Source organism: Natrialba sp. PRR66, from assembly GCF_034808065.1.
GTDB lineage: Archaea > Halobacteriota > Halobacteria > Halobacteriales > Natrialbaceae > Natrialba > Natrialba aegyptia.
Window position 1 is genome coordinate 1,194,471 of the sequence record NZ_JAXHGN010000001.1, and the last position, 21,344, is coordinate 1,215,814.

A 21,344-nucleotide genomic window follows, 5' to 3' on the forward strand; every position below is an offset into this window, starting at 1 on the left:
AGATTATACGCGGTCCGCGGGAAGAATCTCGTCCAAGATCGATCGCGGAAGCGCGGCACTGACGGTCGAGACGGCGGCCGACGGCTCCGCGACGGAAAACGACGGCAGCGTGTGAATCGGGCAATCAACCATCTCCGCGAGCGCATCGGGGTTCGTCCGCTCCGCGAGCGATGCGCCGTCGTACTGATTCAGGACGACCGCGATTACGTCGACGCCGCGACGGCGAAGCGCCGACACCGACAGCGCGGTGTGGTTCAGCGTCCCCAATCCGGACCGGGCGACGACCACTGCGGGAACACTGAGGTCGGCGACCAGATCAAGCACGTCGCGGTCGTCCGCCAGCGGAACTCGCAGTCCACCGATACCTTCGACGACGCCCGGGGTCGCCGCGTCGAGTTCAGCGGTGACTGCCTCGCGAAGTGAGTCGTACGAAAGCGGTTCGTCCGCGACAGTAGCGGCGACGGCTGGAGCCAGCGCCGGTTCGAGGCGACGACAACACGTCGCCGCCCGGTCGGTTCCACAGGCCTCGGCGACGAACGCCGCGTCGTCGTCTGGCGGATACCCGGTCTGGACGGGTTTGATCGCACGCGCGTCGTAGCCCTCTTCACGAAGCCAGCCGACGAGCCCCGCCGTGACGACGGTCTTGCCGACGCCGGTGTCGGTTCCGACGATGGCGACCGCGTTCTCGGGCGTCTTCGTCCCGGAATTCATACCAGATCAAGCTCCCGTCCCGCGCGTTCGAAGGCGTCCAGACAGCGCTCGAGTTCGGCTGCAGTGTGTGTGGCCGTGGGCGCGATGCGAATGCGGCTCGTCCCCGCGGGCACCGTCGGCGGGCGTATCGCCGGTGCGACGATACCGCGGTCCGAAAGCCGGTCGGCGAGCGCGAGCGCATCGTCACGGTCGCCGACGACGACGGGCAGGATCTGTGTCTCGCCCAGCACGTCGTACCCGAGTGATTCGAGGCCGTCCCGGAGGCGGTCGACGGTGTCCCACAGTTGCGCAGAGCGCGTCCCCTCGCGCGCGATTCGAAGCGCCTCGCGGGCAGCGCCGACCGCCGGCGGCGCGAGGCCGGTCGAGAAGACGAACGACCGCGCCGCGTTGAGCAGGTATTCGACGAGATGGGTGCTTCCGATGACGTAGCCGCCCTGGCTGGCGAGCGCCTTCGAAAGCGTTCCCACCTGAACCTGTACTCGGTCGCCGAGACCCTCGCGCTGGACGATGCCGCCGCCCTCGTAGAGCCCGGTCGCGTGGGCCTCGTCGACCATCACCCACGCGTCGTGTCGGTCAGCCGCGTCGCAGATCGCCGAAAGCGGTGCCACGTCGCCGTCCATGCTGAACACCGAATCCGTCACGACGAGCCACGACTCGCCGGCGTCGCGCTCGTCCCGTCGAGCGGCCATCGCCTCGCAGAGCGATCCGCTATCGCAGTGGTCGTAGACGACCGTCTCGGCGTCGGCGAGTCGACAGCCGTCGATGATGCTCGCGTGGTTGAGTTCGTCGGAAAAGATCACGTCCGGGTCGAGCGCCGCGACGGTGCCGACGTTGGCGGCGTACCCGGAGGAGAAGAGAAGGGCGCGCTCGGTGCCTTTCGTCTCGGCGAGATCGCGTTCCAGCGCACGGTGGAGGCCCGTATCCCCGGTCACGAGACGGCTCGCGCCCGCTCCGGTGCCGACCGCGGCGGCCGCCTCCTGCGCGGCTCGGACGACGCGGTCGTCGCGCGCCAGGCCCAGGTAATTGTTCGACCCGAAGACGAGTTGTTCATCGCCGTAGACGGGACAGCCGCGGCCCGGGTCCGCCGCCATCCGCGCCCGGCCGGCGACGCGGTCGGTGGGTCGGAGATCCCGGCGGAGACCGCGAGCGTCGCGCGCCGCGAGTCGGTCGGCAAGGGCGAATCCGCAGGTGTCCGCCGGTGCCTCGCCGTCGGTTCGCGAGTTCAGGTCGCCTGTCATCGTCGGGCCATTAGAATCGCGGCAGGAGTTCGGCCGGGCCGAACACGCCGTACTCGCCTACTCGATTCCGTCGAACGGCCGATTTTAGGTATCCCAGGGCCGGCCCGTTGACGTTCGCCGCCATGCTGGTGTCGTCGTCCAGTTCGACAGTGTTGGTTCCTCGTTCGCCGTCGAACGTGGTCCCTGTCACCTCGACGGTCGTCGTCGTGGGCTTCTCGTCCGAGGTCACGTCGAGAATCCCGCCGACGGTCACGTCCGCCGCCTCGCAGATGCCGGCGCGCTCCAGCAAGACGTCGTCGGCGTGTTCCATGTCGTGGAACTCCAGGACGCCGTCGTGGTCGTCGATCACCGCCTCGATCTCGTCGTCTCCCATCTCGCGAACGGTTTCGAGATCGTAGTCGGGCAGGTGTGCGATATCCTCGCGGACGGTGCCGCGGTTGTCCTCGTATCCGGATTTGAGTCCGACGCCCCACCAGATGTCGACCGCCTCGACTTCGACGAACGACTGGGCAGCAAGCGCCGCCGCGCCCGTCAGCAGTCCCGGCGTCGCGCCGGCCCCGCAAACGAACGTAACGCCACACTCCGCGAACGCGTCGGCACGCTCGTCGAGCATGCCGATGACCCGCGATCGCTTGAGCACGTCCACCAGAACACCCGAATAGTCGGCTTCGACGAACCGATCCGCAACCTCCGGGATGAACTCGTGCTCGAAATTCGGGAGTGCGATCAGGACCGCATCGATGGCGTCGCTCTCGGCGATTACATCGTCGATCGGGGTCGCAGTCGGGTCTGCCTGCGTCGAGGCCGCAACGCCCTTCTGCTCACCGGTTTCCTTGACTCGGGTGACGCCCCCATCGGAGGCGATATTTCCCTCCGTGGCGGCGAGCAGTTCGTCCACGTCCAACCCGTCGTGATCGATCGCGACGCCGTGACGGTCGCAGGCTGCAACCGGCGTCAACCCGTCCCTGTACGTCGATACCTCGAGCGTTCGTCGGCCGATACCTCCTGTTCCCAGTACCGCGAATCTGATTTCGTTCATCGTTGCGTCGTGATTGTCAGTAGCTGTGTGTTCGTCTGGCAGGTCGGTCATCGAGAGTCAATCGCTCATTTCGGCATTGCTCGTCGCGCTCCCGGCCGCCGTCGTCGCTTCCTCGTCATCGTCGTCCGCCCCGGCCCGCGATTTGACCGCCTCGGGATCGAACTCGTTGGCTGCCATGTTCGGCCGCAGACCGGCCCGCTCGACGATCTCGAGGTCGTCGCCGGGAGACTGCCCCTCGGTCGTGAGGTAGTCCCCGGTCAGTATCCCGTCAGCCCCAGCTTCGAATGGCCGGTGCTGCTCGTCCCGGTCGAGATTGACCTCGCGACCACCCGTCAGCCGAACTCTCGCGCGCGGATGTAACAGCCGATAGACGGCGATCGTCTCGATAATCTCCGTCGACGTAATCGCCGCCGACTCGCCGAACTCGTCGCCGAGCGAGGTTCCCGCGACGGGGTTGAGAACGTTCACCGGAAGCGAGGAAATGCCGATATCCCGGAGCGCGAGCGCGGCGTCCACCCGGTCCGTCGGCGCTTCCCCCATGCCGAGAATGACGCCGGCACAGAGATCCATTCCCGCTGCCTTCGCTCGTTCGAGCGTCTTCACCCGGTCTTCGAAGGAATGCGTCGAGACGATCTCGGGGAAGTATCTGGGGGCGGTCTCGATGTTGTGATTGTAGTGTTCGATCCCTTCCTCGGCCAGAATTTCGGCTTCCTCCTCGGTGAGAATTCCCAGACTCGCATCGACCTCGACTGCGGTCTCGTCGCGAACGAGACGGATCGCACGGATTACATCCGCCCACTCCGCTGGTCGTTGCTCCTTACTCACGCCCTTCTCGGCGACGACGATGCCGAACCGCTGTGCGCCATCCCGCTCCGCCCGCTTTGCCGCGGCAAGGATTCGGTCCGGATCGAGGAGACCGTAGGTGTCGATCCCGGTATCGAAGTGAACCGACTGCGCGCAGAACCCGCAGTCCTCCGCACAGTTTCCCGCCTTCGCGTTGACGATGCTACAGGCGTCGACCGTGTCGTCACCGAAGTGCGCCCGGACGGCATCCGCCGCCGGTGCGAGCACGTCGACCGGCTGAGCGATGAGGGCAAGTGCCTCGGTCCGGTCGAGTTCACCGCCGGCGAGGACGGTGGCGACCGCCTCGTCGACCGTTCGGTTTCCAGTCTCGTAAACCACAGAATTCTAGGTAGTTTACGACAAGATAATAGTTTCGGTGACTGTCGCGAGCAGCTCGTACACCGTGTAGTACTGCTCGAGCTAGCCACAATTCTATATAGCGATTAATTGTTTATCCGGTCGAAAACGACCGCTCGGAGCGTCGGTGCACCGAGTTCAGAACGGGGATATCGAGTCGCATCCAGTACATATTTGATTCCTAACAGGCTACAGATGGACAGTGGGCGAGACGTACTACGACGTGCTCGGCGTTGCGAGCGACGCGACGCAAGACGAACTCGAGGTGGCCTATCGCGAGCGCGTCTTCGAGACCCATCCGGACCACAGCGACGAACCCGACGCTACCGAGCAGTTCCAGCAGGTCGCGACGGCCAGAGCCGTCCTTACTGACGAAACCGAGCGGGCGCGGTACGACCGACTCGGACACGAAACCTACGTACAGGCGACCCAGCACTCGGCCGAACGCGGGGCAACTGCGACACGCACGAATCCGAGTTCAGCGAACGAGCGCACCCGCGAGTCGCAAACGAGCCAGACACGGCGGTCCGGGCCACGATCGGAGTCGGGCGACACACGGCGAGAAACGGGAGACGCTCGTTCGACCGGGGACTGGTCGTTCGAAGAGGTTCGCCAGCAGGCCGCGCGTGAGGAAGGGTGGAGCGAAGCCCGGTCGAGGGCGGACAGCTCGAACGCGCGATCACGGTCACGTCGATCGCGAACTCGCACGCACACGCACGCGACGACCGGGCAAGCCACAGAAACGACGAGTTCAGGAGGGACCGACACCGAATCGGATTCAGATCCGGGTTCGGGTTCGGGTTCAAACACGAACTCGAACTCGGATTCGAATTCTGACGCCGGGTTCCAGTACACCGTCCACGACTGGGACGACGAAATCGAACTCGAGTGGGACGGCCGGTCGCTGGACCAGCAGACCGTCGTGACGATCGCCTGTATCTGGGCGCTGTATCCGTTGTTCGTATACGCGAGCCTAACGCCGGCGTTCTCGTTGTTCGTCAACGCGATCGTTGCAGCGTGTACGCTCTGCCTCGTCGGCTATCTGCTGACGATGCCGCAGGTCGCGACCGGCGTCTTCGGCTGCTGGAGCGTGCTCGTACCGGCCGGCGCGGTCACGATAGATGCGGTCCCGCTCGCGCTCGGCTCGATCTACGGAGCCCTCGCCCTCGCGTTCGTGTGGGTCCCCTTCGGCTACGCGGTCGTGGTCTGGTGGGCCCTACGGCCCTGAGTCGTCCGTCCCCGCGACCGCAGTGTGCACTCGCTCATCGAGTTCGGCTCGCCGCCGGTGGCTCGCGTCCGCGTCGAACGACACCGACAGCACCTGCGTGCCGTCGCTCGCGAGCGACCGGCGATAAGCACCCTCGAACGCAGCCGGCTCGACGCGCTCGAACTCGAGGTCGTACAGCTCTTCGAGCGCGTCGAACGCGAGGCCGTGGGGCGTTTTGAACTGCGACGTGAACGGCGGATCGACCGCCTCGATCGGGAGTTCGTGGAAGATGCCGCCGCCGTCGTTGTCCAACAGAACGATCGTCGCGTCGACGCCGCAGCGCTCCAGCGCGAGTAGCCCGTTCGAATCGTGATAGAACGCGAGATCGCCCGTCACGAGCACGAGCGGCTCGTCGGTCGCACTGCCTGCGCCGAGCGCCGAACTCGTGATCCCGTCAATGCCGCTCGCGCCGCGGTTTGCGAGCACGGTCAGGTCGGCCGGTTGCGGGTGGGCGAACCGGTCGGCGTCCCGAACGGGCATGCTGTTCGAGACGAAAATCGTCGCCGGATCGGGGGCGGCCTCGAAGACCGATGCGAGGACGGCACCCTCGAACGGCGCGGACTCGAGCGAGTCAGTCGTACACGCGTCGTCACGGAGATCCCAGTGGAGCCGCTCTGCGGTGTCAAATCGCGCCCGCCAGCGGTTCGCAGTGGTGGACTCCCCGAGAGACGCTGCAAGACTCTCGAAGACAGAGCCGGGCGAGGCGGCGAGAAGGTCGGTGGCCGTGAACGTCGCCTCGCGCCACGCGCCGACGGGATCGAGCAGAAACTGGCGCACGTCGGCGTCCCGTAGCGCGTGCCGGAGCCGCTTCGAGGTCGGCGAGGCACCGAATCGGACGACGACATCCGGAGCCGGGGCCGGCAGCGCGTCGATGTAGCCGTCGTACCCGCCGTAGACCGTCCGATTCCCGTCGGCAGCGCTCTCGGCGGCGACGTGCGGCCCGAACCGAACGGTCGACAGCGGATCCGCGAGCACCGGCGCGCCGACCGCATCGGCCACGGCGACGACGGCCGCGGGATCGAGTTCACCCGTCGACGATGTCACCGGGTCGGCGGGGCCGGCGACGAGCAGCGGTCTGTCCGCGGTCTCGAGCGCGGTTCGAAGGGTCTCGAGCGCACCGGTGCCGTCGGCGTCGGGTTCGCTCGCGTGTCGCCCCGCGGCGGTCTCGACGAACGGACCGTCCCGGCCCGCCCCGGCCAGCGTCTCGGCGAACTCGTCGGGAACGGCCTCGCTGCCGGTCGTTTCGATCGGGTCGAGCGGTTTGCGGAAAGGACAGTTGAGGTGGACGGGGCCGGGTTCGGAGACGGTCGTTTCAAGCAGCGCGCGGGCGGCCGTCGTGCGGAGGCTTCGGACCGTTCGCTCGCTGGCTTCCGGAAGCGGAAGATCGGCGTGCCAGCGCACGGCGTCGCCGTAGAGTTCGACCTGATCGACCGTCTGATTCGCGCCGCTATCGCGGAGTTCAGGTGGGCGGTCGGCCGTGAGAACGAGCATCGGCACGCGGGCCTGATCGGCCTCGATCACCGCCGGGTGGAAGTTCGCGGCCGCCGTCCCGGAGGTACAGACCAGCGCCGTCGGCTCGCCGGTGCGGCGGGCGCGCCCGAGGGCGAAGAACGCCGCCGACCGCTCGTCTAAGTGCGAATAGACCTCGATATCGGGATGCTCGGCGAACGCGACCGTCAGCGGCGTCGATCGACTGCCGGGGGCGAGACAGACCGCCTCCAGCCCACTCGCTGCGAGTTCATCGACGAGGATGCGACCCCAGAGGGTCGCGCGGTTGGGTGCGCTCATTGCGAGTGCACATTGCCGGTTACCTTCTCGATCCCGTCCGCGCCCGCAGGCTGTAACTCGTCCAAAATCGGCCGGAATTTCAACTGTACCTCGTCCCACTCGGCCGCGGGGTCGCTATCGGCGACGAGACCGTTGCCCGCAAAGAGCGTGACCGTCTCGTCGGTCGCGACGCCCGACCGGAGACCGACCGCGAACTCGCCGTCGCCGTCTCCATCGAACCAGCCGATCGGCGCGGCGTACCAGCCGCGGTCGAAGGTCTCCGTCTCGCGGATCGTCTCCCAGGCCGCCTCGGGCGGCATGCCGCCGACTGCGGGGGTCGGGTGGAGCGCCTCGACGAGTTCGAGGACGTGCCGGTCGCCGTCGAGGGTCGCGTCGATCGGCGTCTGCAGGTGCTGGATCGTCGCGAGTCGGCGAACCGTCTGCTCGTCGATGGTCAACTCGCGCGCGAGCGGCGTCAGCTGCTCGCGGATCGCATCGGCGACGAGCCCGTGTTCGTGTTGAACCTTCTCGCTGTCCCGGAGTTGATCGGCGAATTCCTCGTCGGCTTCGGGCGTCTCGCCGCGAGGGGCGGAGCCGGCGAGCGCCTCGGTTTCGACGTGGTCGCCGCGTTTCGAGACGAGCCGCTCCGGCGGTGTGCCGAAGAACGTTCCACTGGCATCGGCGTCGTGATCGACGAGGAACCGGTAGCAGTTCGGATACTGTCGGCGCAGGCGTTCGAGCGTCGCCGGCACGTCGATCGGTTCGTCGAGCGAGACCGACAGCGATTGGGCGAGAACGACCTTGGTGAGCGGTGTCGTCTCGATTCGATCGAGTGCGTGTTCGACCTGGTCGGTCCACGCCGCGGGCGAGGTCGTGCGCTCGGTCGCGGCGACACCGGGGGCCGACCCGCTCGGACGCATCGCCGGGAAATCGGCCAGTCGATCGTACCACGAGTGCAATCGCTCGGTTGCCGTCTCGGCGTCGCGGGCGACGGCGGTGAGCCAGGTGGCCTCGTCACAGCGGGTGACGAGAACGCGAGGGACGACGAACGAGGCGGCGGCGAAGCCGCTCCAAGGTGTATTCGAAGCGGTATCGGTGTCGCGACCGTCGTGGCTCTCGTGAAAGGAGAGCCCACCGAACGCGCGCGGACGGGCGACAGTCGGCCCGTCGTGATCGAGTTCGGCGAACGTCCGGGCGGCCTGTTCGCGGACGGTCTCGAACCGGTCCGGGCCGTGCGCGGTAAACCGGGCGGCGACGCCGCGGCCGACGACCTCCAATCCGTCGGGGGTGGCCCACTGGATGCGGGCCTCGTCGTCGGTATCCAGGATCGCACCGAAGGAAACGTCCGTGAGTTCACGACTACGGCTACGGAGAGACGATGGGGTGAGAGCCGGCGCGGGAGGAGAACGGGCGTTCGACCCGGCGTCGGTGTCGATATCCGAATCAGCATTAGCACCAGTACCAGCATCAGCACCGGCGTTAGTGTCGGCTTCGCCCGTACCCTCCCGGTCAACTGTCCCCGGCAGCTGCCCATCGCCCGACGTACGATTCATCGACCACAGTTCGGGACCGACGCGCCTTCAGCCTAACTATATCGCTCCTCTCGCCACGGGTTCGCCGTCTCGGAGTAGCCGCGCCGTTCCCAGTAGCCCAGTTCCGGTTCCGTGAGGAACTCGACGCCGTCGACCCACTTCGCCCCCTTGTAGGCGTACTTGTGCGGCGTGACCACGCGGAGCGGACCGCCGTGGTCCTCGGGCAACGGCTCGCCGTCGTAGGCCCACGCGAACAGGACTTCCTCGCGCATGCAATCCTCGAGCGGCAGATCCGTCGTGTAGCCGTCGAGCGCGGAAAACATGACGTGGACGGCGTCGTCCGTGACGCCCGCCCGCTCGGCGAGTTCGGTGAACGGCACCCCGGTGAACGCACAGTCGAGTTTGCTCCAGCCGGTCACGCAGTGAAAGTCCTGCTTCTGAGTCTCGTGTGGTAGGTCGCGGAACTCGTCCCACGAGAACGTCAGCTCGGTCTCGACCGCGCCGGTGACGGTGAACTCCCAGGTATCGGGATCCCAGCCGGGGGTGGCGCTCTTCGAGAGTACCGGAAACGCCGAGGTCTCGCGCTGGCCCGCCGGGACCCGATCCTCGCCGAACTCGTGGTAGAGGTCAGTGATATCTCGAACATCGGACTCCGTCGCGGTGACACCTGAACTCTCGACGGCGTCTGTTCGGTCGGTAGTCATAGTCATGTTTTCGTCCCGAGCGACGTAGGTGTGACGCCACGGCGCTCGCGGTCCGGATCGAGTCGTCTCACGGAACTATCTGCCAGCTAGCTGGACAGCCGAACGCCGGATAGAACTGAGAAACCGAGACGAACTCGAGGAAACGTCGAATTAGCGCGACGACGGGGCGGATGGAACGATCCGAAACCGTGTCTTCGGGGGTGCAAGTCGTGGCCTTCTGTTCGAAACCCTCGTCACCGCTTAGTACAGTCTCCCCGAGACCACTACCGTATGGCGAACAAACAACAGATGACAGAACGGGAGATGCCCACAGAATCAGCACAAGCGGTCGGTGAACAGGCCATGGGGCCGGCATTTATCGCCGCTGCAGCGTCCGTCGGTCTCTCGTGGTATTACTTTTTCCTGCGCGGAGACCGTCATCGCGGTATGTTTATCGGTCTCTGGCCGCCGACGATCCTCGCGTTCGCGAGCTACGTCAACCAGCGCAAGATGCGCCAGCAGTTAGACGCCATCACGCAGCCGGGGACGACGATCAAGAACGCCCTCGACTCAATGATGGGCAACCGCTAGACAGACGCCGGCCTAAGCACCACTCGAGCCACCCAACCGGCTCACCCCATCCGTCACGCGTTCTTCTGCCGGACAGGCGCCGTCTGCGTCTTCGAGACGAGTTCAGATGAACGGTCCGAAGAGCGGTCGGACGAACGGCATTCCGAGTTCTGTAGAGTCCCCGTCAAACCTAAATACCCCCTCACCGAAAGCCGAATCAGATGCCGAAAGTAGAGATCACTATCCCCGAACACCTCGAGATGCAGATCGCCCAGATGGTCGAGCGAGGCGAGTTCGTCAACCGCGAGGAAGCCATCGAGGACCTCCTGTCGACGGGCATCAAAGCCTACAAGACCAGCGGGCCGATGGACGAAGAGGAGACGACCGGCGGTACCGGCCTCGAAGACGACGGAATGATGGGTCACGACGACGAGTACGTCTTTTAACGCTCTGTTCGTTCACTCGACGAGTGACCACGACTTTGTTTTGGACGCGAACAGCCGAGAGGCTACGGTTGCAGGGACAGGTACAGGGACTGAGAGAGACAGGTACGAGAAACAGCTACAGTCCAGTCGTTGCGAGCGGAATCCCGAACGAAATAGCGATGCCGACGATCAGAACGAGAAATCCGATCCCGACGGCGCGCGAGGAATACTCGCTCATCGGGGCCGTCGTCCGCTCGGCACCGAGGTCGTGACCGACGTCCGCACCCGAATCGTGGTCCGCTGTATCGTCAGTGTCGTCTGCCATACTCCGAGTTCGGCGCTCGAATCCTTAAAGACGGCTATCGCGGGCCGCGAGCCAGCAGGCTGCATTCGCCCGATCCAGACGGCTTTACTACCCGGGGAGCCAACACCCGGTAAGAAATGGCACTGACAAAGCGGATCATCCCGTGTATCGACGTCGATCTGGACGAGGACGGGAATCCCGCGGTCTACACCGGCGTCCACTTCGAGGACTTAGAATACACCGGCGATCCCGTCGAGATGGCCAAGGCGTACAACGAATCCGGGGCCGACGAGTTCGTCTTCCTCGACATCACCGCCTCCGCCGAGGGGCGTGAGACGATGCTCGACGTCGTCCGCGCGGTCGCCGACGAGGTCTTCATCCCGCTCACTGTCGGCGGCGGCATTCGGACGACCGAGGACATCAAGGAGACGCTTCGGGCCGGCGCGGACAAGGTCTCGATCACGACCGGCGCGCTCGAACGTCCCGAACTCATCAACGAGGGCGCACGCGCGTTCGGGAACCAGTGCATCGTCATCAGCGTCGACGCGAAACGCCGCTTCGACGAACGCGGCGAACACTACGTCGAGATCGACGGCGAATCCTGCTGGTTCGAATGCACCAAGAAAGGCGGCCGCGAGGGAACCGGCATCGACGTGATCGAGTGGGCCACAGAGGCCGAGTCCCGCGGCGCGGGCGAACTCTTCGTGAACTCGATCGACAAGGACGGCACCAAAGACGGCTACGACCTGCCGCTGACGGACGCGGTCTGTGACGCCGTCGACACGCCGGTTATCGCTTCCTCGGGCTGTGGCGGTCCCGAAGACATGTACGACGTGTTCACCGACGCTGGCGCGGACGCCGGCCTCGCGGCGTCGATCTTCCACTTCGGTGACTACTCGATCGAGGAGACGAAGGCGTATCTCGACGAGCGCGGCGTTCCGGTGCGGCGCTGAGTTCGGTGGTCGTCCCCCCGTTCGAGCTCCGCTTTGACTCTCCAACGCACCGGCCGTTCACCGTCTTCTGCCTCCCAGCTTCTGTACCCGATCCGTTCAGATTCAATATACTTATCGTAACGGAGGAATCCGTCTTATACAATGGAGTGGCGGTGCACGTGGTGTGGCAAACCCCATGCGGAGGACGATCCACCCTGCGACAACTGCGGACACAACGCCTTCGAGAAGGCGATCGTCCGCCAGGACGAGCGCGAACAGACGGACGACACCGACACTGAGAGTGACAGCAGTAATGACACGGCGACTGGGACCGAGACGGTCGTCGACACAGGCACAACCTACGTCTGGACGTGTACCGACTGTGGTCGCGTCCACGTCAAGAACAATCCGCCCTGTTCGCGCTGTGGAAACACGACCCTCGAACGGACCGAACAGACCTACGACGATGTCGACGAGGCCCTCGAAACGGCGAGCTGGTTCGCAGTCGCCAAACCGTACACGCCGATCATCGCCGTCGTTGGCATCGTCGCCCTGCTATTCGCCTCCGGCATCGTCTCACCCTCGATCCTTCCCGGCGTCGGCACCCCGTCGCCACCGGATGCCCCCGGCAACGGGACCGAGTACAACGGCATCAATCTGGACGCCGTCGAGGAGCGTGCGAACGACCAACTCGCAGCCGCGCGAGCGGACGACAACCCCACCCCGGACGAGGGGCTCGCGGCGTACGCCGAGTACCGCAATCGCGTCCTCGTCGCAACCGAACACGGCGACGGTGACCGCGATCACGAACTCCCCGATCCGAGCGAGTTCAACATCGACTGTCGCACGGACCTGGTCGTCAGCCACGTCGCCCCGTTCGAGACGACAATCGATGCCGACACCGGCGAGGATGAACTCGTGGCTGACGTGACCGAGGTGGTCCGCATGCTCGAAGCGGGAACGAGTGAGTACGACGTGGCGGCGGACGGGTTCGATCTTCACGTGGGGCCGGAAGGGACGATTTACGTGTCCTACGCGGCTTGCTGAGACTGTTCGTCCCGAAAAGTCGCTCGGAGCTATCTCCTACGGACTGCTGGAAATCAGTTCCGGCGCACCAACGAACCGTCCTGCGGGTGCGTCAGGAACTCGGTACAGTAGGCCGTATCGGTGACGCCGCGTCAAAGACGCCCGGTAGGTATGCGGTTGTGACGGTCTTGAAAATCACAACGATTGTGGCAACCTTGGAACTCACGGCATGCGATAGAGGCGCGGTTGGAGTCGGCAACTGAGAGGCGAGACAGAAAGGGAGAGACGGAGAGAGGGAGAGACGGAGAAATTCGACGGCAAAGTCGTCCGCTTCGAGCGACGTTAGGCCGCGGTTTCGAACGCATCGCGGAACGAAACGGCTTTTTCGCGAACGTCGACCGCGGCGTCTTCGAGGGCCGCAAGCGGGTCGACACCGCTTTCGGTCTTGATCGTCAGAATCGGTTCGGTTTGTCCACCCGACTGCTCGGGGTTGACGTCGTAGGTCGCTGCGCTTACGTCGTCGTGTTCGAGCAGTGATCCTTTGAGGACGTTCATGAACGTGTGGTCCTCGCCGGCGATTTCGATGGAGAGTTCGTTCTCGCTGCTCTCGGTGACCCGCAGTTCCATAGACGGGTATCCGGCCGTCAGTTGCTTGTACCTTTCGAAGCGGTATGGGTGCTGTTGGTCGCGGTCTCGAGGCGGAGCCGTGAGTACACAGCGGCCTGATGGGAGTGATGGTGACGGGCGCGGTGAGAGTCACGGAGACGACCGAAAGAAAACGCGTCTGGAGCGTGGGGCGCACGGATGGCGTCAGGCTCGCGTTCGTGCGCGCTCGGGTGCATCAGCGTTGTTGTTTGCGTAGGCGCTGTAGGCGGAGAGCGCTGCGACGACGATTCCCGAGAGGGTGGTACTCGTCGCGAGTTCACTGCTTCCCATCTCGATGACGGCGGGGGAGATGGCGATCCAGACGCCGAGGAGGACGGTCAGCGAGGCGAGGCTGACGTTGGCTAACCGATCTCTGGTGAGCCGGTAGAAGTTGTACCCTGCGAGGAGGAAGATGGCGGTGCCGACGAGCGTGTCGTTCCAGATCGCCGCGTCCGTGGACTCGAGGAGGAACGGTGAGGCGACGAGCCACAGACCGACGAGGGCGACGAGGGCGCTCAGCCACTGCATCGCGTCGGTATTGAGGACGTTTCGGTTGCGGGCGGTGCCTGCGTTCGTGTCGGTGTCAGTACCGGTACTCGTACCGCTATCGGTCGGGCTATCGGATGGAGTGTTGCTCATGACTCGTGTGAGGTAGTTGTCGTTCGGGTAAAACGGCAGTGCCTGCGTCTGTCGGGAGAGTATCGGTAGCAACCATCAGAGAGCGAAGCGATGGCGACAGCGAAAGTAACCACTATACGGTCACGGTCGAACCACTGGCATATGCGTCCGTTCACGGCCGCCCTTGCGGGGATCATCCTGGCGACGCTTGCGCTCTCGGTCGGCATCGTCAGCCGACTCCAACCCGACCGGCGCTGGCGCGACAGCCTCCAGTCCCGGTTGCTCTTTGGCGTCCCGTGGGGGACTCTCATCGCGATTGCTGTCGTCCTCGCCGTCTACCTGTTCGTGCAGGACGGGCTGACCGATCCGGCAGAACCGGTCACGATTCCCTATCGCGCCTGGTCGTACTTTTCGCCGGTCGGCATGCTCACGGCGTCGTTCGCCCACGCCAGCCCGAGCCACCTCATCTCGAACCTGGCCGGGACGGCCGTCGTTGCGCCGATCGCCGAGTTCGCCTGGGGACACTATCCGAGCGATCAAGCGCGAACTCGACCGGACGGGACGGGACGATCCCTGTGGCGGACACCGTGGATTCGAGCGGTCGTCTGGTTTCCGCTCGCCGTGATCGCCGTCGGGCTGGTCACGAGTCTCTTCTCACTCGGTCCCGTGATCGGCTTTTCCGGCGTCGTCTTCGCGTTCATGGGGTTTGCAATCGTCCACTATCCGATTCGAACGCTCATCGCGGCAATCGGGTTCCAGGGCGTGGCGCTGACGGTCTGGCGAGCGCTCCAGGACCCGATCTTCAGCTACACCGCAACGCCGAGTCCGCCGACGGCACCGTCGTGGGCCGGCATCGCGATCCAGGGCCACGCGCTCGGGTTCTTCATCGGACTCGTCCTCGGCATGCTCCTCCTCGCCCGTCGTGACACGCGCCCCAACCCCCTCCACGTCTGGGTTGCCGTCCTTCTCGTGGCGTTCTCTAAAGGCCTCTGGCAGATTTACTGGTACGGCGAGGGTAACACCTACTACCTCCTTCGCGGACCTGGCATCGTGATCATCACCGTCCTCGCCCTCGTCATCACCCTCGCACTGACCGCCTCGGACCGGCCGATCATCCCCGCACGACTCGATCGCTGGCTCGCACGCCGCCGGGGAACGCAGACGGTATCGCGAACACCACACTCGTCGAGTTCAGCGAGCGACACCGAATCCGAAACCGACGCTGACGCGCGGATCGAGCGGACGCTCGACCTCGCCGGGACGGACAAGAGCGATCGCGTTCGAGCGGTCACAACCGGGAATCGCCGGCACTCACGGCGGGCGTCGGCACTGACACGGCGTGGTGTGGCGGGTATGGTTGTCCTGCTCGTACTCGCAATACTCGCGGGGATGGCGATCCCAGTGAATACGAGCGTGATCGCGGACGACGGCGGCGCGACGGGGCAGTCCGGGATCGATATTCGCGGCTACACGATCGAGTACGACGAGAACGCGACGAACGAACTCGTCTCGGGGATCGGAATCGACGCGATGATCGACGATTCGAGCATGGCTGGGAGCGGGGTGATCGTCTCGAGCGACCGGTACAACCTCTGGGAGGAAGCGGTGACGAAAGAGTATCTGAACGCGACGGGCGAGGATACGATCACTGTCGGCGGCCCCGGCTGGCGGGAGACGGCCCACGTCGAGCGGACCGGCTGGACGCCGGTCGGCAACGAGAGCGTCTATCAGATCTGGCTGTGGGAAGACGGTGAGAAAACCGAGCGCCAGCTCGCCCACGAGTCCGACTCGTCCCGTGCCGAAGTGATTCTGGCCGAGCGGACCGTGACGGTTACCACCGACGGCGGTGAGTTCGGGCTTCGCGTCGAGTCGATCGGGACCGGTGCAACGGCGTCGACGGGAATGCCGTCGGAGAACGCGACGACGGAAGCGGGTGGGGTTACGTTCGAACGGGTCGGTGACACGGTCTTTGCGAGGGTGGACGGAACCGAAGTGGCGGTGGCGGCCGTCGAGCGGTACGAGTACTGACGACGGCGGGCTCGCTCTCGACGGCGGCGTGGCAGGGCAGCAGGGGGAGCTAGTACGAATGTAGCGACGGCGCACGTAGACGGGACGATAGCGGTACCCGCGGCCGGCACTGGATCGAGAGCGGCCACACAGGCTACACAGGCCACACAGACCACACAGACCACACAGTCGTCGAGACGGAACACTCGCCCGTACGTGGACGTTTCACACCGTTGGGAGTGACTACAGCGTCGTTCGCTGCGTGCAATCGGCACAGACCCGTCGAGAGCGGTGATGTTCGGCCGGTCTGGGTCGGTCAGTTCGGTATTCGAACCGCACCGACCGCGACGACCCGTTAACCGCCACGTGGCAGACGGAAGCCAGACAGAAACAATGCCCGGGTGGGCCGTTGATCGACGCGAGTTGAGCGCTGGACAAATGATCCACCGTATACTGGGAACCCTGGCCTCGTCGGCATCACAGCCATCGGACGAGCGGAAACCGACACCCGCCGTCCGACTCGACGGCGTCACCCACGAGTACGGTGCGACGGGTGGCCGCCTCCGAGCCGGTGAGCAACGAACCGTAACCGCCCTTCGGGACGTCTCGATCGACGTTCAGCCCGGCGAAACGATCGGACTCGAAGGCCCCAGCGGGAGCGGCAAATCGACGATCCTTCACGCCGTCGCCGGCCTGTTGGTCCCGACTTCGGGCAGCGTCGAACTCGTCGGAACCGACCTGACGCCGCTCTCGACCCGGAAGCGAACCCACGTGCGCCGACAGCACGTCGGTATCGTCTTCCAGCACTTCCATCTCCTCCCCTCGCTCTCCGCACGCGCAAACGTTGCCCTCCCGCTCGTCCAGACCGGCGTGCCAAAGCGCGCCCGGCGAAAGCGAGCGACCGAACTCCTCACACAGGTCGGACTCGGAGATCGAACCACCCACCTGCCGTCCGAACTCAGCGGCGGCGAACGCCAGCGCGTCGCCATCGCCCGCGCCCTCGCGACCGATCCCACCGTCGTCATCGCCGACGAACCAACCGGTGAACTCGATACGGCGACCGGCGACGCCGTTCTCGACCTGTTAACCGACGTCGGCCGCGAACGCGCGGTCCTGCTCGCCTCCCACGACGAGAGCACGCTCGCCGTCGCCGACCGCGTGATCACACTGCGCGATGGACGGGTGGTCGCTGATGGTCAGTGACGACAAGCAGCCGCCGAACACGGACGACGAAAACCGAAGTCAGCGGGAAACCGAACTCGATGAGCGAAGGACCGACGAGTTCAGCGGGCGGCGAACGAATCGAACTCGCTGGGTTGGGTTGGGCCAACTGGCAGTGACGCGGCTGTGGAAGCGAACGACGAAGACGACCTCGCGGCGGGTCGTCGCGACGATCAGCGCCGTTGCGTTGACGATCGCGCTGCTCGTGATGGTGACCGGGGTCGCGCTTGCACTCGCGGACGGCGGAACGACGACCGAAAACGACGCAGACGTGCAGGTGATGCCGGAATCGACGGACCTGCTCTCGTCCATCAACGGCGTCGAGGGAGCGCGGCTCGGCGAGGCCAACGAGCGCGCGGCGTCGATCCGGGAAGCCGATGGCGTCGACCACGCGACGCCGGTGCTCACCGAACCGATGCGACTCGAGCGGCCGAGTGATGAGAGCGCGACAAGTGCGAACGAAACGGAACCCGGATCCGAAGCGAACGCGACCGAGAACCGCAGCGCAACCGACCCGCAGACCATCCTCCTCGTCGGCGTCACCCCGGACGACGAATCACGAACCGTCGCCGGACTGCCGACGGGTGAACTGGCGTCCGATGCGGATACCACCGCCGACACCGCTAACGCAACCGATACCAACGCCACCGCAGCGCAGGGGCCGGGCCAGCGCGAACTCGTCCTCTCGACGACCGCCGCGGAGCGCCTCGGTGTCACCGCGGGCGACGAACTCGCCGTCTCGAGTTCACAGTTCGAGATGACGGACACGCCACCGCCGACGGTGACCGTCACGGCCGTCGTGGAGACGAGCGGTGACGACGAGACGCCCGTCGCGCTCGGCCACTTGCGCGCCCTCCAGACGCTGTCGGGCGCGAGCGAGGGTGAACTCGCGGATCGAGTGCTGGTCTGGGGAGAATCCGACCCGGCCGCGGACGAGGCTGCAGCGGCCTATCCGGACGCGACCATCGAGACGCCCGATCGCACCGATCCATCGCTGTTGTTCGACGACGGGCTGGCGTTCGTGACCAGCGTGCTCGCGCTCGTCGTCGGCGTCGCGATCTGCGCGGCGTTCGTCGCGACGACGGCGGGGATGACCGTCAACGAGGATCGGCGGATGCTCGCCGTGCTCGAATCCGTCGGGTTCCCGACGCACAGCCGGCTCGCGATCGTTGCGATCTCGACGCAGGCGCTGACGCTGTGTGGCGCGCTGCTCGGCGGTGTGCTCGGATTCGTCGGCATCCATGCGCTCAACGCCGTCGCGAGCGGGACCATCGCACCGGGAGCGATTGCGGAGACCCATCCGCTGTTCCTCCCGTACGCGCTCGTCATCGCGTGCGTCGCCGGGCTGATCGCGATTCCGTACCCGCTCGTCATCGCCGCCCGAACGTCCGTGCTCGCGGAGGTGAGCCGATGAGTCTCCGGTATCCGGTCGTCCGAACTCGGGCCGTGATCGGCCTCGCGTTCGCTCACCTTCGGCGCTCACCCGGACGGACCGTCCTCGCCGTCCTCGCCGTTAGCCTCTCGGTCCTGGCGGTGACGCTCCTCGCGAGCCTCGGGGCCGGCGTCGTCGAGGTGGGCGAGACCGGACTCGACAACGCCAATCGGGATATCTGGATCTCGAGCGATCCCGTCGATCCGTCGGCGAGCGGCACCGAGAATCCGATCGCCGACTCCCACGGGACGGCGGCCGAACTCACCGCCCGCGACGACGTGAGCTCCGCCGCACCGCTCGCGATGCACGAGGTGTACATCGGTACCGAGCCGGACGACCTCGAACGCACCTCCGCAGTCGGCGTTCAGGAGACTCACGACGGCTTCGACTTCCAGAGCGGGCGCGGCTTCGATCGCGTCGAACCGCCGAGCGACGGCGAGCGCCCAACGGAGCCCCAGACGGCCGAAATTGTCCTCGACCCGCAGGTTGCGGATGCAGTCGGGGCCTCCGTCGGCGACACCGTCTACGTCGGCACCAGCCGCGAGACCGCACCCGACTACGAGTTCACCGTCGTCGGGACCGCGTCCTACTACTCGCAGTTCCTCGGCACGCCAGCAGTAACGGTTCCGCTGCCCGACCTGCAGGTCGTCGCCGGAACGACGGGGACCGATCGGGCGACGTTCATCACCGCCGATGCGGCTTCCGGTGTCGATCCGGCGACCGTCCGTGACGACCTCTCGGCCGAGTATCCGGACTACGAAGTTCGGACGAGCGACGAGCAGGTCGAGGCCATGGTCGCGGATCGCCCGCTCGTGCTCGCCAGCGGCACGACGCTGGTCGGTCTCGCCGTTATCGGCGGCGTCGTCCTCACCACCAACCTATTCGCGCTCATGGTCTCCCAGCAACGACGCGAACTCGCCGCGCTACGGGCGATCGGACTCTCGCGGCACGTCCTCGCGGGGATGATCGCCGTCCAGGGCCTCGTCATCGGCCTCCTGGGCGGCATCGTCGGCATCGTCGCTACCCCGCCGCTCACGCACGCACTCAACCGACTCGCACACGAACTCGTCGGCTTCGAGAATCTCTTGCAAACGCCGCCCGAAGTCTATCTCGTCGGCTTCGCACTCGCGGTCGGCGTCGGGACGGTCGTCGCGGGAATCACCGGCTGGCGCGTCGGGCGTACGCTCAAACTCCAGCATCTCGAGCTGTAACGAGTCAGGACCACTCGATCCGAAAGACCTCCGCCGCGAGTTCGGTACTCGCCTCGGTGTGGAACTCGAAGCGACGGTCGATCGGAAACGCCGCTTGGAAGGCGTGCGTAACGGTTCCACCCTCGTCGGCGGCGAAGGACTCGACGAACTCCTGGCTGCCCTCGTTGTGGATCGTATAGGAGACGGTGGCGATCGAGCGAGCGGTTTCGAGAAAGGTGCGGTCGGCGTGGCGGTTGCCGCGTTGGGCACCGAACGGCGGATTCGAGAGTACAGTGACGCCTCCTTCGTTTTCGTTTTCGTTCCCGCCCTCGCCCTCGAATCCGACATCCGTCTCGGACGGAGCGAGTGGAAGCGAGTGAGGCGTGACGGTTCCCTGCACCCAGTCGACGGCGGCCGCCCGATCGACGCTGGCGGCGTTTTCGCGTGCGAGTTCGAGCGCGTCGCGATCGAGATCGACGCCGACGACTCGATCGGCACCGGCGAGGGCTGCTGCGATAGCGAGCATCCCCGTCCCGGTACCGAGGTCGACGACTGGCCCCTCGAGATCGGCCTGTAAACCGGCGAGGTGAGTGATATGTGCGGCGATTTCCGGGGGCGTGAGATACTGCTCTAACGCGGGCGAGGGATCGGTGAAGTCGGCGAGCGACTCGAGTTCGCGAGCCAAGGCGCGCCGGGACCGGCCTGTCATGACGCCGACTCAGTGCTCGAGCGTGATGGGTCCCTCGAGATCGAAGACGAGGCCCTCGCGCTCGGCGCGCTCGGCACAGGCTGCGAGGGCAGGACGGACCTTCTCCGCGTTGGCAACGTCGTCGACGGCGACGGTGAGCGTTCCAACGCCGAGGAACGACGCCGCACGGACGTACTCTCGAAGCTGATCGGCCTGCTCCTGCGTCGCGAGCGAGCAATCTTTGTCGAAGCAGGCCTCGACGGTCAACTCGACCGGCGAGAGATTCTCCTCGGCGAACTCGCGGTTCAGATCACGGAGGTGGCCGGGTGCCGTCGACTCGAGTGCCGCTGCCTCAACGGAGACGGGCGTTACGTCGGCAGGGCGACAGTGGTCGAGCGTCACTTCTCGGTCGGCTGACGTCGTGGTACTCATACAACACCATACATGAGTTGCATACAAAAAGATTTGCAAATGCGCAGTAATAATATTTCATACCAAACGGTACCTTCGCACATAGAGGGGCCGCACAGATGACAGTTTCACAAGGAATTCGAATAGAGTTAAGGAGAGTCCGTGAGAGAGTCAGGTATGGAGTGTCCACGGTGTCAGGGCTCGCTCGAAGAACTCTCGCTGGGTGAGGCGTCGACCGTCTCGTGTCCACACTGTGCGTACGCGGACATTCCGGTCGAGCACGACCGACCGCCCGAAGAGCGCGAGTCCTGGCGAGACGCGTTCAACCGATTCTACGAGTAGTAAGCGCTACACCGCGAAACCGTGAGCCGTCGCTGAAACGATGTGACCGAAAGGAATCTGAATCTTGATCCGAGTCTGAGTCTGCGGCTGTGAATC

General features: G+C 65.5%; 22 protein-coding genes. 10 read left to right on the plus strand and 12 right to left on the minus strand.

Annotated features, from left to right (window positions below; genetic code table 11):
- Positions 1 to 3: 3 nt before the first annotated feature.
- Genes bioD through bioB form a run of 4 tightly spaced genes read right to left on the minus strand, consistent with a single transcriptional unit; the run spans position 4 to position 4,170 of the window.
- Positions 4 to 711, minus strand: a complete 708-nt coding sequence (gene bioD / locus SM755_RS05645) for a dethiobiotin synthase (RefSeq protein ID WP_323171796.1) — start codon at positions 709 to 711, stop codon at positions 4 to 6.
- On the minus strand, positions 708 to 1,949 hold the full coding sequence (locus tag SM755_RS05650; protein ID WP_323171797.1) for an 8-amino-7-oxononanoate synthase: 1,242 nt from the start codon (positions 1,947 to 1,949) through the stop codon (positions 708 to 710). The genes bioD and SM755_RS05650 overlap by 4 nt, the downstream gene beginning before the upstream one ends.
- Positions 1,950 to 1,959: 10 nt before the next feature.
- Positions 1,960 to 2,988: a transcriptional regulator gene (locus SM755_RS05655; protein WP_323171886.1), complete on the minus strand. Its 1,029-nt coding sequence runs from the start codon at positions 2,986 to 2,988 to the stop codon at positions 1,960 to 1,962.
- 57 nt (positions 2,989 to 3,045) lie between these two features.
- Positions 3,046 to 4,170: a biotin synthase BioB gene (gene bioB, locus SM755_RS05660; protein WP_323171798.1), complete on the minus strand. Its 1,125-nt coding sequence runs from the start codon at positions 4,168 to 4,170 to the stop codon at positions 3,046 to 3,048.
- A 220-nt stretch (positions 4,171 to 4,390) separates the two neighbouring features.
- Here bioB and SM755_RS05665 point away from each other — a divergent pair, with 220 nt between their 5' ends.
- Positions 4,391 to 5,416, plus strand: a complete 1,026-nt coding sequence (locus tag SM755_RS05665; RefSeq protein ID WP_323171799.1) for a DnaJ domain-containing protein — start codon at positions 4,391 to 4,393, stop codon at positions 5,414 to 5,416.
- Here SM755_RS05665 and menD read toward each other — a convergent pair.
- The 3 genes from menD to SM755_RS05680 are packed head-to-tail and all read right to left on the minus strand — an operon-like array spanning position 5,405 to position 9,458.
- Positions 5,405 to 7,243 carry a 2-succinyl-5-enolpyruvyl-6-hydroxy-3-cyclohexene-1-carboxylic-acid synthase gene (gene menD / locus SM755_RS05670; RefSeq protein WP_323171800.1) on the minus strand — a complete coding sequence of 613 codons (1,839 nt, stop codon included), beginning with the start codon at positions 7,241 to 7,243 and terminating at the stop codon, positions 5,405 to 5,407. The genes SM755_RS05665 and menD overlap by 12 nt on opposite strands.
- Entirely contained in the window at positions 7,240 to 8,775 is a 1,536-nt protein-coding gene (locus SM755_RS05675) for an isochorismate synthase (RefSeq protein WP_323171801.1), read from the minus strand. The genes menD and SM755_RS05675 overlap by 4 nt, the downstream gene beginning before the upstream one ends.
- Before the next feature lie 32 nt (positions 8,776 to 8,807).
- On the minus strand, positions 8,808 to 9,458 hold the full coding sequence (locus SM755_RS05680) for a sulfite oxidase-like oxidoreductase (RefSeq protein ID WP_323171802.1): 651 nt from the start codon (positions 9,456 to 9,458) through the stop codon (positions 8,808 to 8,810).
- A 270-nt stretch (positions 9,459 to 9,728) separates the two neighbouring features.
- Between SM755_RS05680 and SM755_RS05685 the strand changes: the two genes are divergently transcribed.
- Together SM755_RS05685 and SM755_RS05690 are read left to right on the plus strand one after the other, a co-directional pair.
- On the plus strand, positions 9,729 to 10,028 hold the full coding sequence (locus SM755_RS05685) for a hypothetical protein (protein ID WP_323171803.1): 300 nt from the start codon (positions 9,729 to 9,731) through the stop codon (positions 10,026 to 10,028).
- 200 nt (positions 10,029 to 10,228) lie between these two features.
- Complete coding sequence (locus SM755_RS05690; protein WP_006109142.1) at positions 10,229 to 10,453, plus strand: ribbon-helix-helix domain-containing protein; 225 nt, start codon at positions 10,229 to 10,231, stop codon at positions 10,451 to 10,453.
- A gap of 115 nt (positions 10,454 to 10,568) precedes the next feature.
- Here SM755_RS05690 and SM755_RS05695 read toward each other — a convergent pair whose 3' ends face one another.
- Positions 10,569 to 10,757, minus strand: a complete 189-nt coding sequence (locus SM755_RS05695; protein ID WP_323171804.1) for a hypothetical protein — start codon at positions 10,755 to 10,757, stop codon at positions 10,569 to 10,571.
- Between the two features lie 116 nt (positions 10,758 to 10,873).
- On the opposite strand from SM755_RS05695, the gene hisF reads away from it, so the two are divergent.
- Both hisF and SM755_RS05705 read left to right on the plus strand, forming a co-directional pair.
- Positions 10,874 to 11,689, plus strand: coding sequence for an imidazole glycerol phosphate synthase subunit HisF (gene hisF / locus SM755_RS05700; RefSeq protein ID WP_323171805.1), 816 nt, complete (start codon positions 10,874 to 10,876; stop codon positions 11,687 to 11,689).
- 141 nt (positions 11,690 to 11,830) lie between these two features.
- Positions 11,831 to 12,715, plus strand: a complete 885-nt coding sequence (locus tag SM755_RS05705) for a hypothetical protein (RefSeq protein ID WP_323171806.1) — start codon at positions 11,831 to 11,833, stop codon at positions 12,713 to 12,715.
- A gap of 321 nt (positions 12,716 to 13,036) precedes the next feature.
- Here SM755_RS05705 and SM755_RS05710 read toward each other — a convergent pair whose 3' ends face one another.
- Together SM755_RS05710 and SM755_RS05715 are read right to left on the minus strand one after the other, a co-directional pair.
- On the minus strand, positions 13,037 to 13,321 hold the full coding sequence (locus tag SM755_RS05710) for a DNA-directed RNA polymerase subunit L (RefSeq protein WP_323171807.1): 285 nt from the start codon (positions 13,319 to 13,321) through the stop codon (positions 13,037 to 13,039).
- A gap of 183 nt (positions 13,322 to 13,504) precedes the next feature.
- Entirely contained in the window at positions 13,505 to 13,978 is a 474-nt protein-coding gene (locus SM755_RS05715; RefSeq protein WP_323171808.1) for an SPW repeat protein, read from the minus strand.
- Positions 13,979 to 14,119: 141 nt separating this feature from the next.
- Between SM755_RS05715 and SM755_RS05720 the strand changes: the two genes are divergently transcribed.
- The 4 genes from SM755_RS05720 (at position 14,120) to SM755_RS05735 (ending at position 19,828) form a co-directional block, all read left to right on the plus strand.
- Positions 14,120 to 15,985 carry a rhomboid family intramembrane serine protease gene (locus SM755_RS05720; protein ID WP_323171809.1) on the plus strand — a complete coding sequence of 622 codons (1,866 nt, stop codon included), beginning with the start codon at positions 14,120 to 14,122 and terminating at the stop codon, positions 15,983 to 15,985.
- Between the two features lie 417 nt (positions 15,986 to 16,402).
- The gene (locus tag SM755_RS05725) at positions 16,403 to 17,167 is read left to right on the plus strand and encodes an ABC transporter ATP-binding protein (RefSeq protein ID WP_323171810.1); all 765 of its coding nucleotides are present in this window, start codon (positions 16,403 to 16,405) and stop codon (positions 17,165 to 17,167) included.
- Positions 17,139 to 18,599, plus strand: a complete 1,461-nt coding sequence (locus SM755_RS05730) for an ABC transporter permease (RefSeq protein WP_323171811.1) — start codon at positions 17,139 to 17,141, stop codon at positions 18,597 to 18,599. The genes SM755_RS05725 and SM755_RS05730 overlap by 29 nt, the downstream gene beginning before the upstream one ends.
- Positions 18,596 to 19,828, plus strand: coding sequence for an ABC transporter permease (locus SM755_RS05735; protein ID WP_323171812.1), 1,233 nt, complete (start codon positions 18,596 to 18,598; stop codon positions 19,826 to 19,828). Before SM755_RS05730 ends, SM755_RS05735 begins: the two co-directional genes overlap by 4 nt.
- Before the next feature lie 4 nt (positions 19,829 to 19,832).
- Here SM755_RS05735 and SM755_RS05740 read toward each other — a convergent pair whose 3' ends face one another.
- On the minus strand, positions 19,833 to 20,516 hold the full coding sequence (locus tag SM755_RS05740; protein WP_323171813.1) for an METTL5 family protein: 684 nt from the start codon (positions 20,514 to 20,516) through the stop codon (positions 19,833 to 19,835).
- 9 nt (positions 20,517 to 20,525) lie between these two features.
- Positions 20,526 to 20,927, minus strand: coding sequence for a hypothetical protein (locus SM755_RS05745; protein ID WP_323171814.1), 402 nt, complete (start codon positions 20,925 to 20,927; stop codon positions 20,526 to 20,528).
- A gap of 156 nt (positions 20,928 to 21,083) precedes the next feature.
- On the opposite strand from SM755_RS05745, the gene SM755_RS05750 reads away from it, so the two are divergent.
- Entirely contained in the window at positions 21,084 to 21,248 is a 165-nt protein-coding gene (locus SM755_RS05750) for a zinc finger domain-containing protein (RefSeq protein ID WP_006109130.1), read from the plus strand.
- Positions 21,249 to 21,344: the final 96 nt, after the last annotated feature.

Bases quoted from the DNA above. Each gene is read 5' to 3' on its own strand.
- bioD (WP_323171796.1), bottom strand. From the start codon at position 711: ATGAATTCCGGGACGAAGACGCCCGAGAACGCGGTCGCCATCGTCGGA.
- SM755_RS05650 (WP_323171797.1), bottom strand. From the start codon at position 1,949: ATGACAGGCGACCTGAACTCGCGAACCGACGGCGAGGCACCGGCGGAC.
- SM755_RS05655 (WP_323171886.1), bottom strand. From the start codon at position 2,988: ATGAACGAAATCAGATTCGCGGTACTGGGAACAGGAGGTATCGGCCGA.
- menD (WP_323171800.1), bottom strand. From the start codon at position 7,243: ATGAGCGCACCCAACCGCGCGACCCTCTGGGGTCGCATCCTCGTCGAT.
- SM755_RS05675 (WP_323171801.1), bottom strand. From the start codon at position 8,775: ATGAATCGTACGTCGGGCGATGGGCAGCTGCCGGGGACAGTTGACCGG.
- SM755_RS05680 (WP_323171802.1), bottom strand. From the start codon at position 9,458: ATGACTACCGACCGAACAGACGCCGTCGAGAGTTCAGGTGTCACCGCG.
- SM755_RS05685 (WP_323171803.1), top strand. From the start codon at position 9,729: ATGGCGAACAAACAACAGATGACAGAACGGGAGATGCCCACAGAATCA.
- SM755_RS05690 (WP_006109142.1), top strand. From the start codon at position 10,229: ATGCCGAAAGTAGAGATCACTATCCCCGAACACCTCGAGATGCAGATC.
- SM755_RS05695 (WP_323171804.1), bottom strand. From the start codon at position 10,757: ATGGCAGACGACACTGACGATACAGCGGACCACGATTCGGGTGCGGAC.
- hisF (WP_323171805.1), top strand. From the start codon at position 10,874: ATGGCACTGACAAAGCGGATCATCCCGTGTATCGACGTCGATCTGGAC.
- SM755_RS05705 (WP_323171806.1), top strand. From the start codon at position 11,831: ATGGAGTGGCGGTGCACGTGGTGTGGCAAACCCCATGCGGAGGACGAT.
- SM755_RS05710 (WP_323171807.1), bottom strand. From the start codon at position 13,321: ATGGAACTGCGGGTCACCGAGAGCAGCGAGAACGAACTCTCCATCGAA.
- SM755_RS05715 (WP_323171808.1), bottom strand. From the start codon at position 13,978: ATGAGCAACACTCCATCCGATAGCCCGACCGATAGCGGTACGAGTACC.
- SM755_RS05720 (WP_323171809.1), top strand. From the start codon at position 14,120: ATGCGTCCGTTCACGGCCGCCCTTGCGGGGATCATCCTGGCGACGCTT.
- SM755_RS05725 (WP_323171810.1), top strand. From the start codon at position 16,403: ATGATCCACCGTATACTGGGAACCCTGGCCTCGTCGGCATCACAGCCA.
- SM755_RS05730 (WP_323171811.1), top strand. From the start codon at position 17,139: ATGGACGGGTGGTCGCTGATGGTCAGTGACGACAAGCAGCCGCCGAAC.
- SM755_RS05735 (WP_323171812.1), top strand. From the start codon at position 18,596: ATGAGTCTCCGGTATCCGGTCGTCCGAACTCGGGCCGTGATCGGCCTC.
- SM755_RS05740 (WP_323171813.1), bottom strand. From the start codon at position 20,516: ATGACAGGCCGGTCCCGGCGCGCCTTGGCTCGCGAACTCGAGTCGCTC.
- SM755_RS05745 (WP_323171814.1), bottom strand. From the start codon at position 20,927: ATGAGTACCACGACGTCAGCCGACCGAGAAGTGACGCTCGACCACTGT.
- SM755_RS05750 (WP_006109130.1), top strand. From the start codon at position 21,084: ATGGAGTGTCCACGGTGTCAGGGCTCGCTCGAAGAACTCTCGCTGGGT.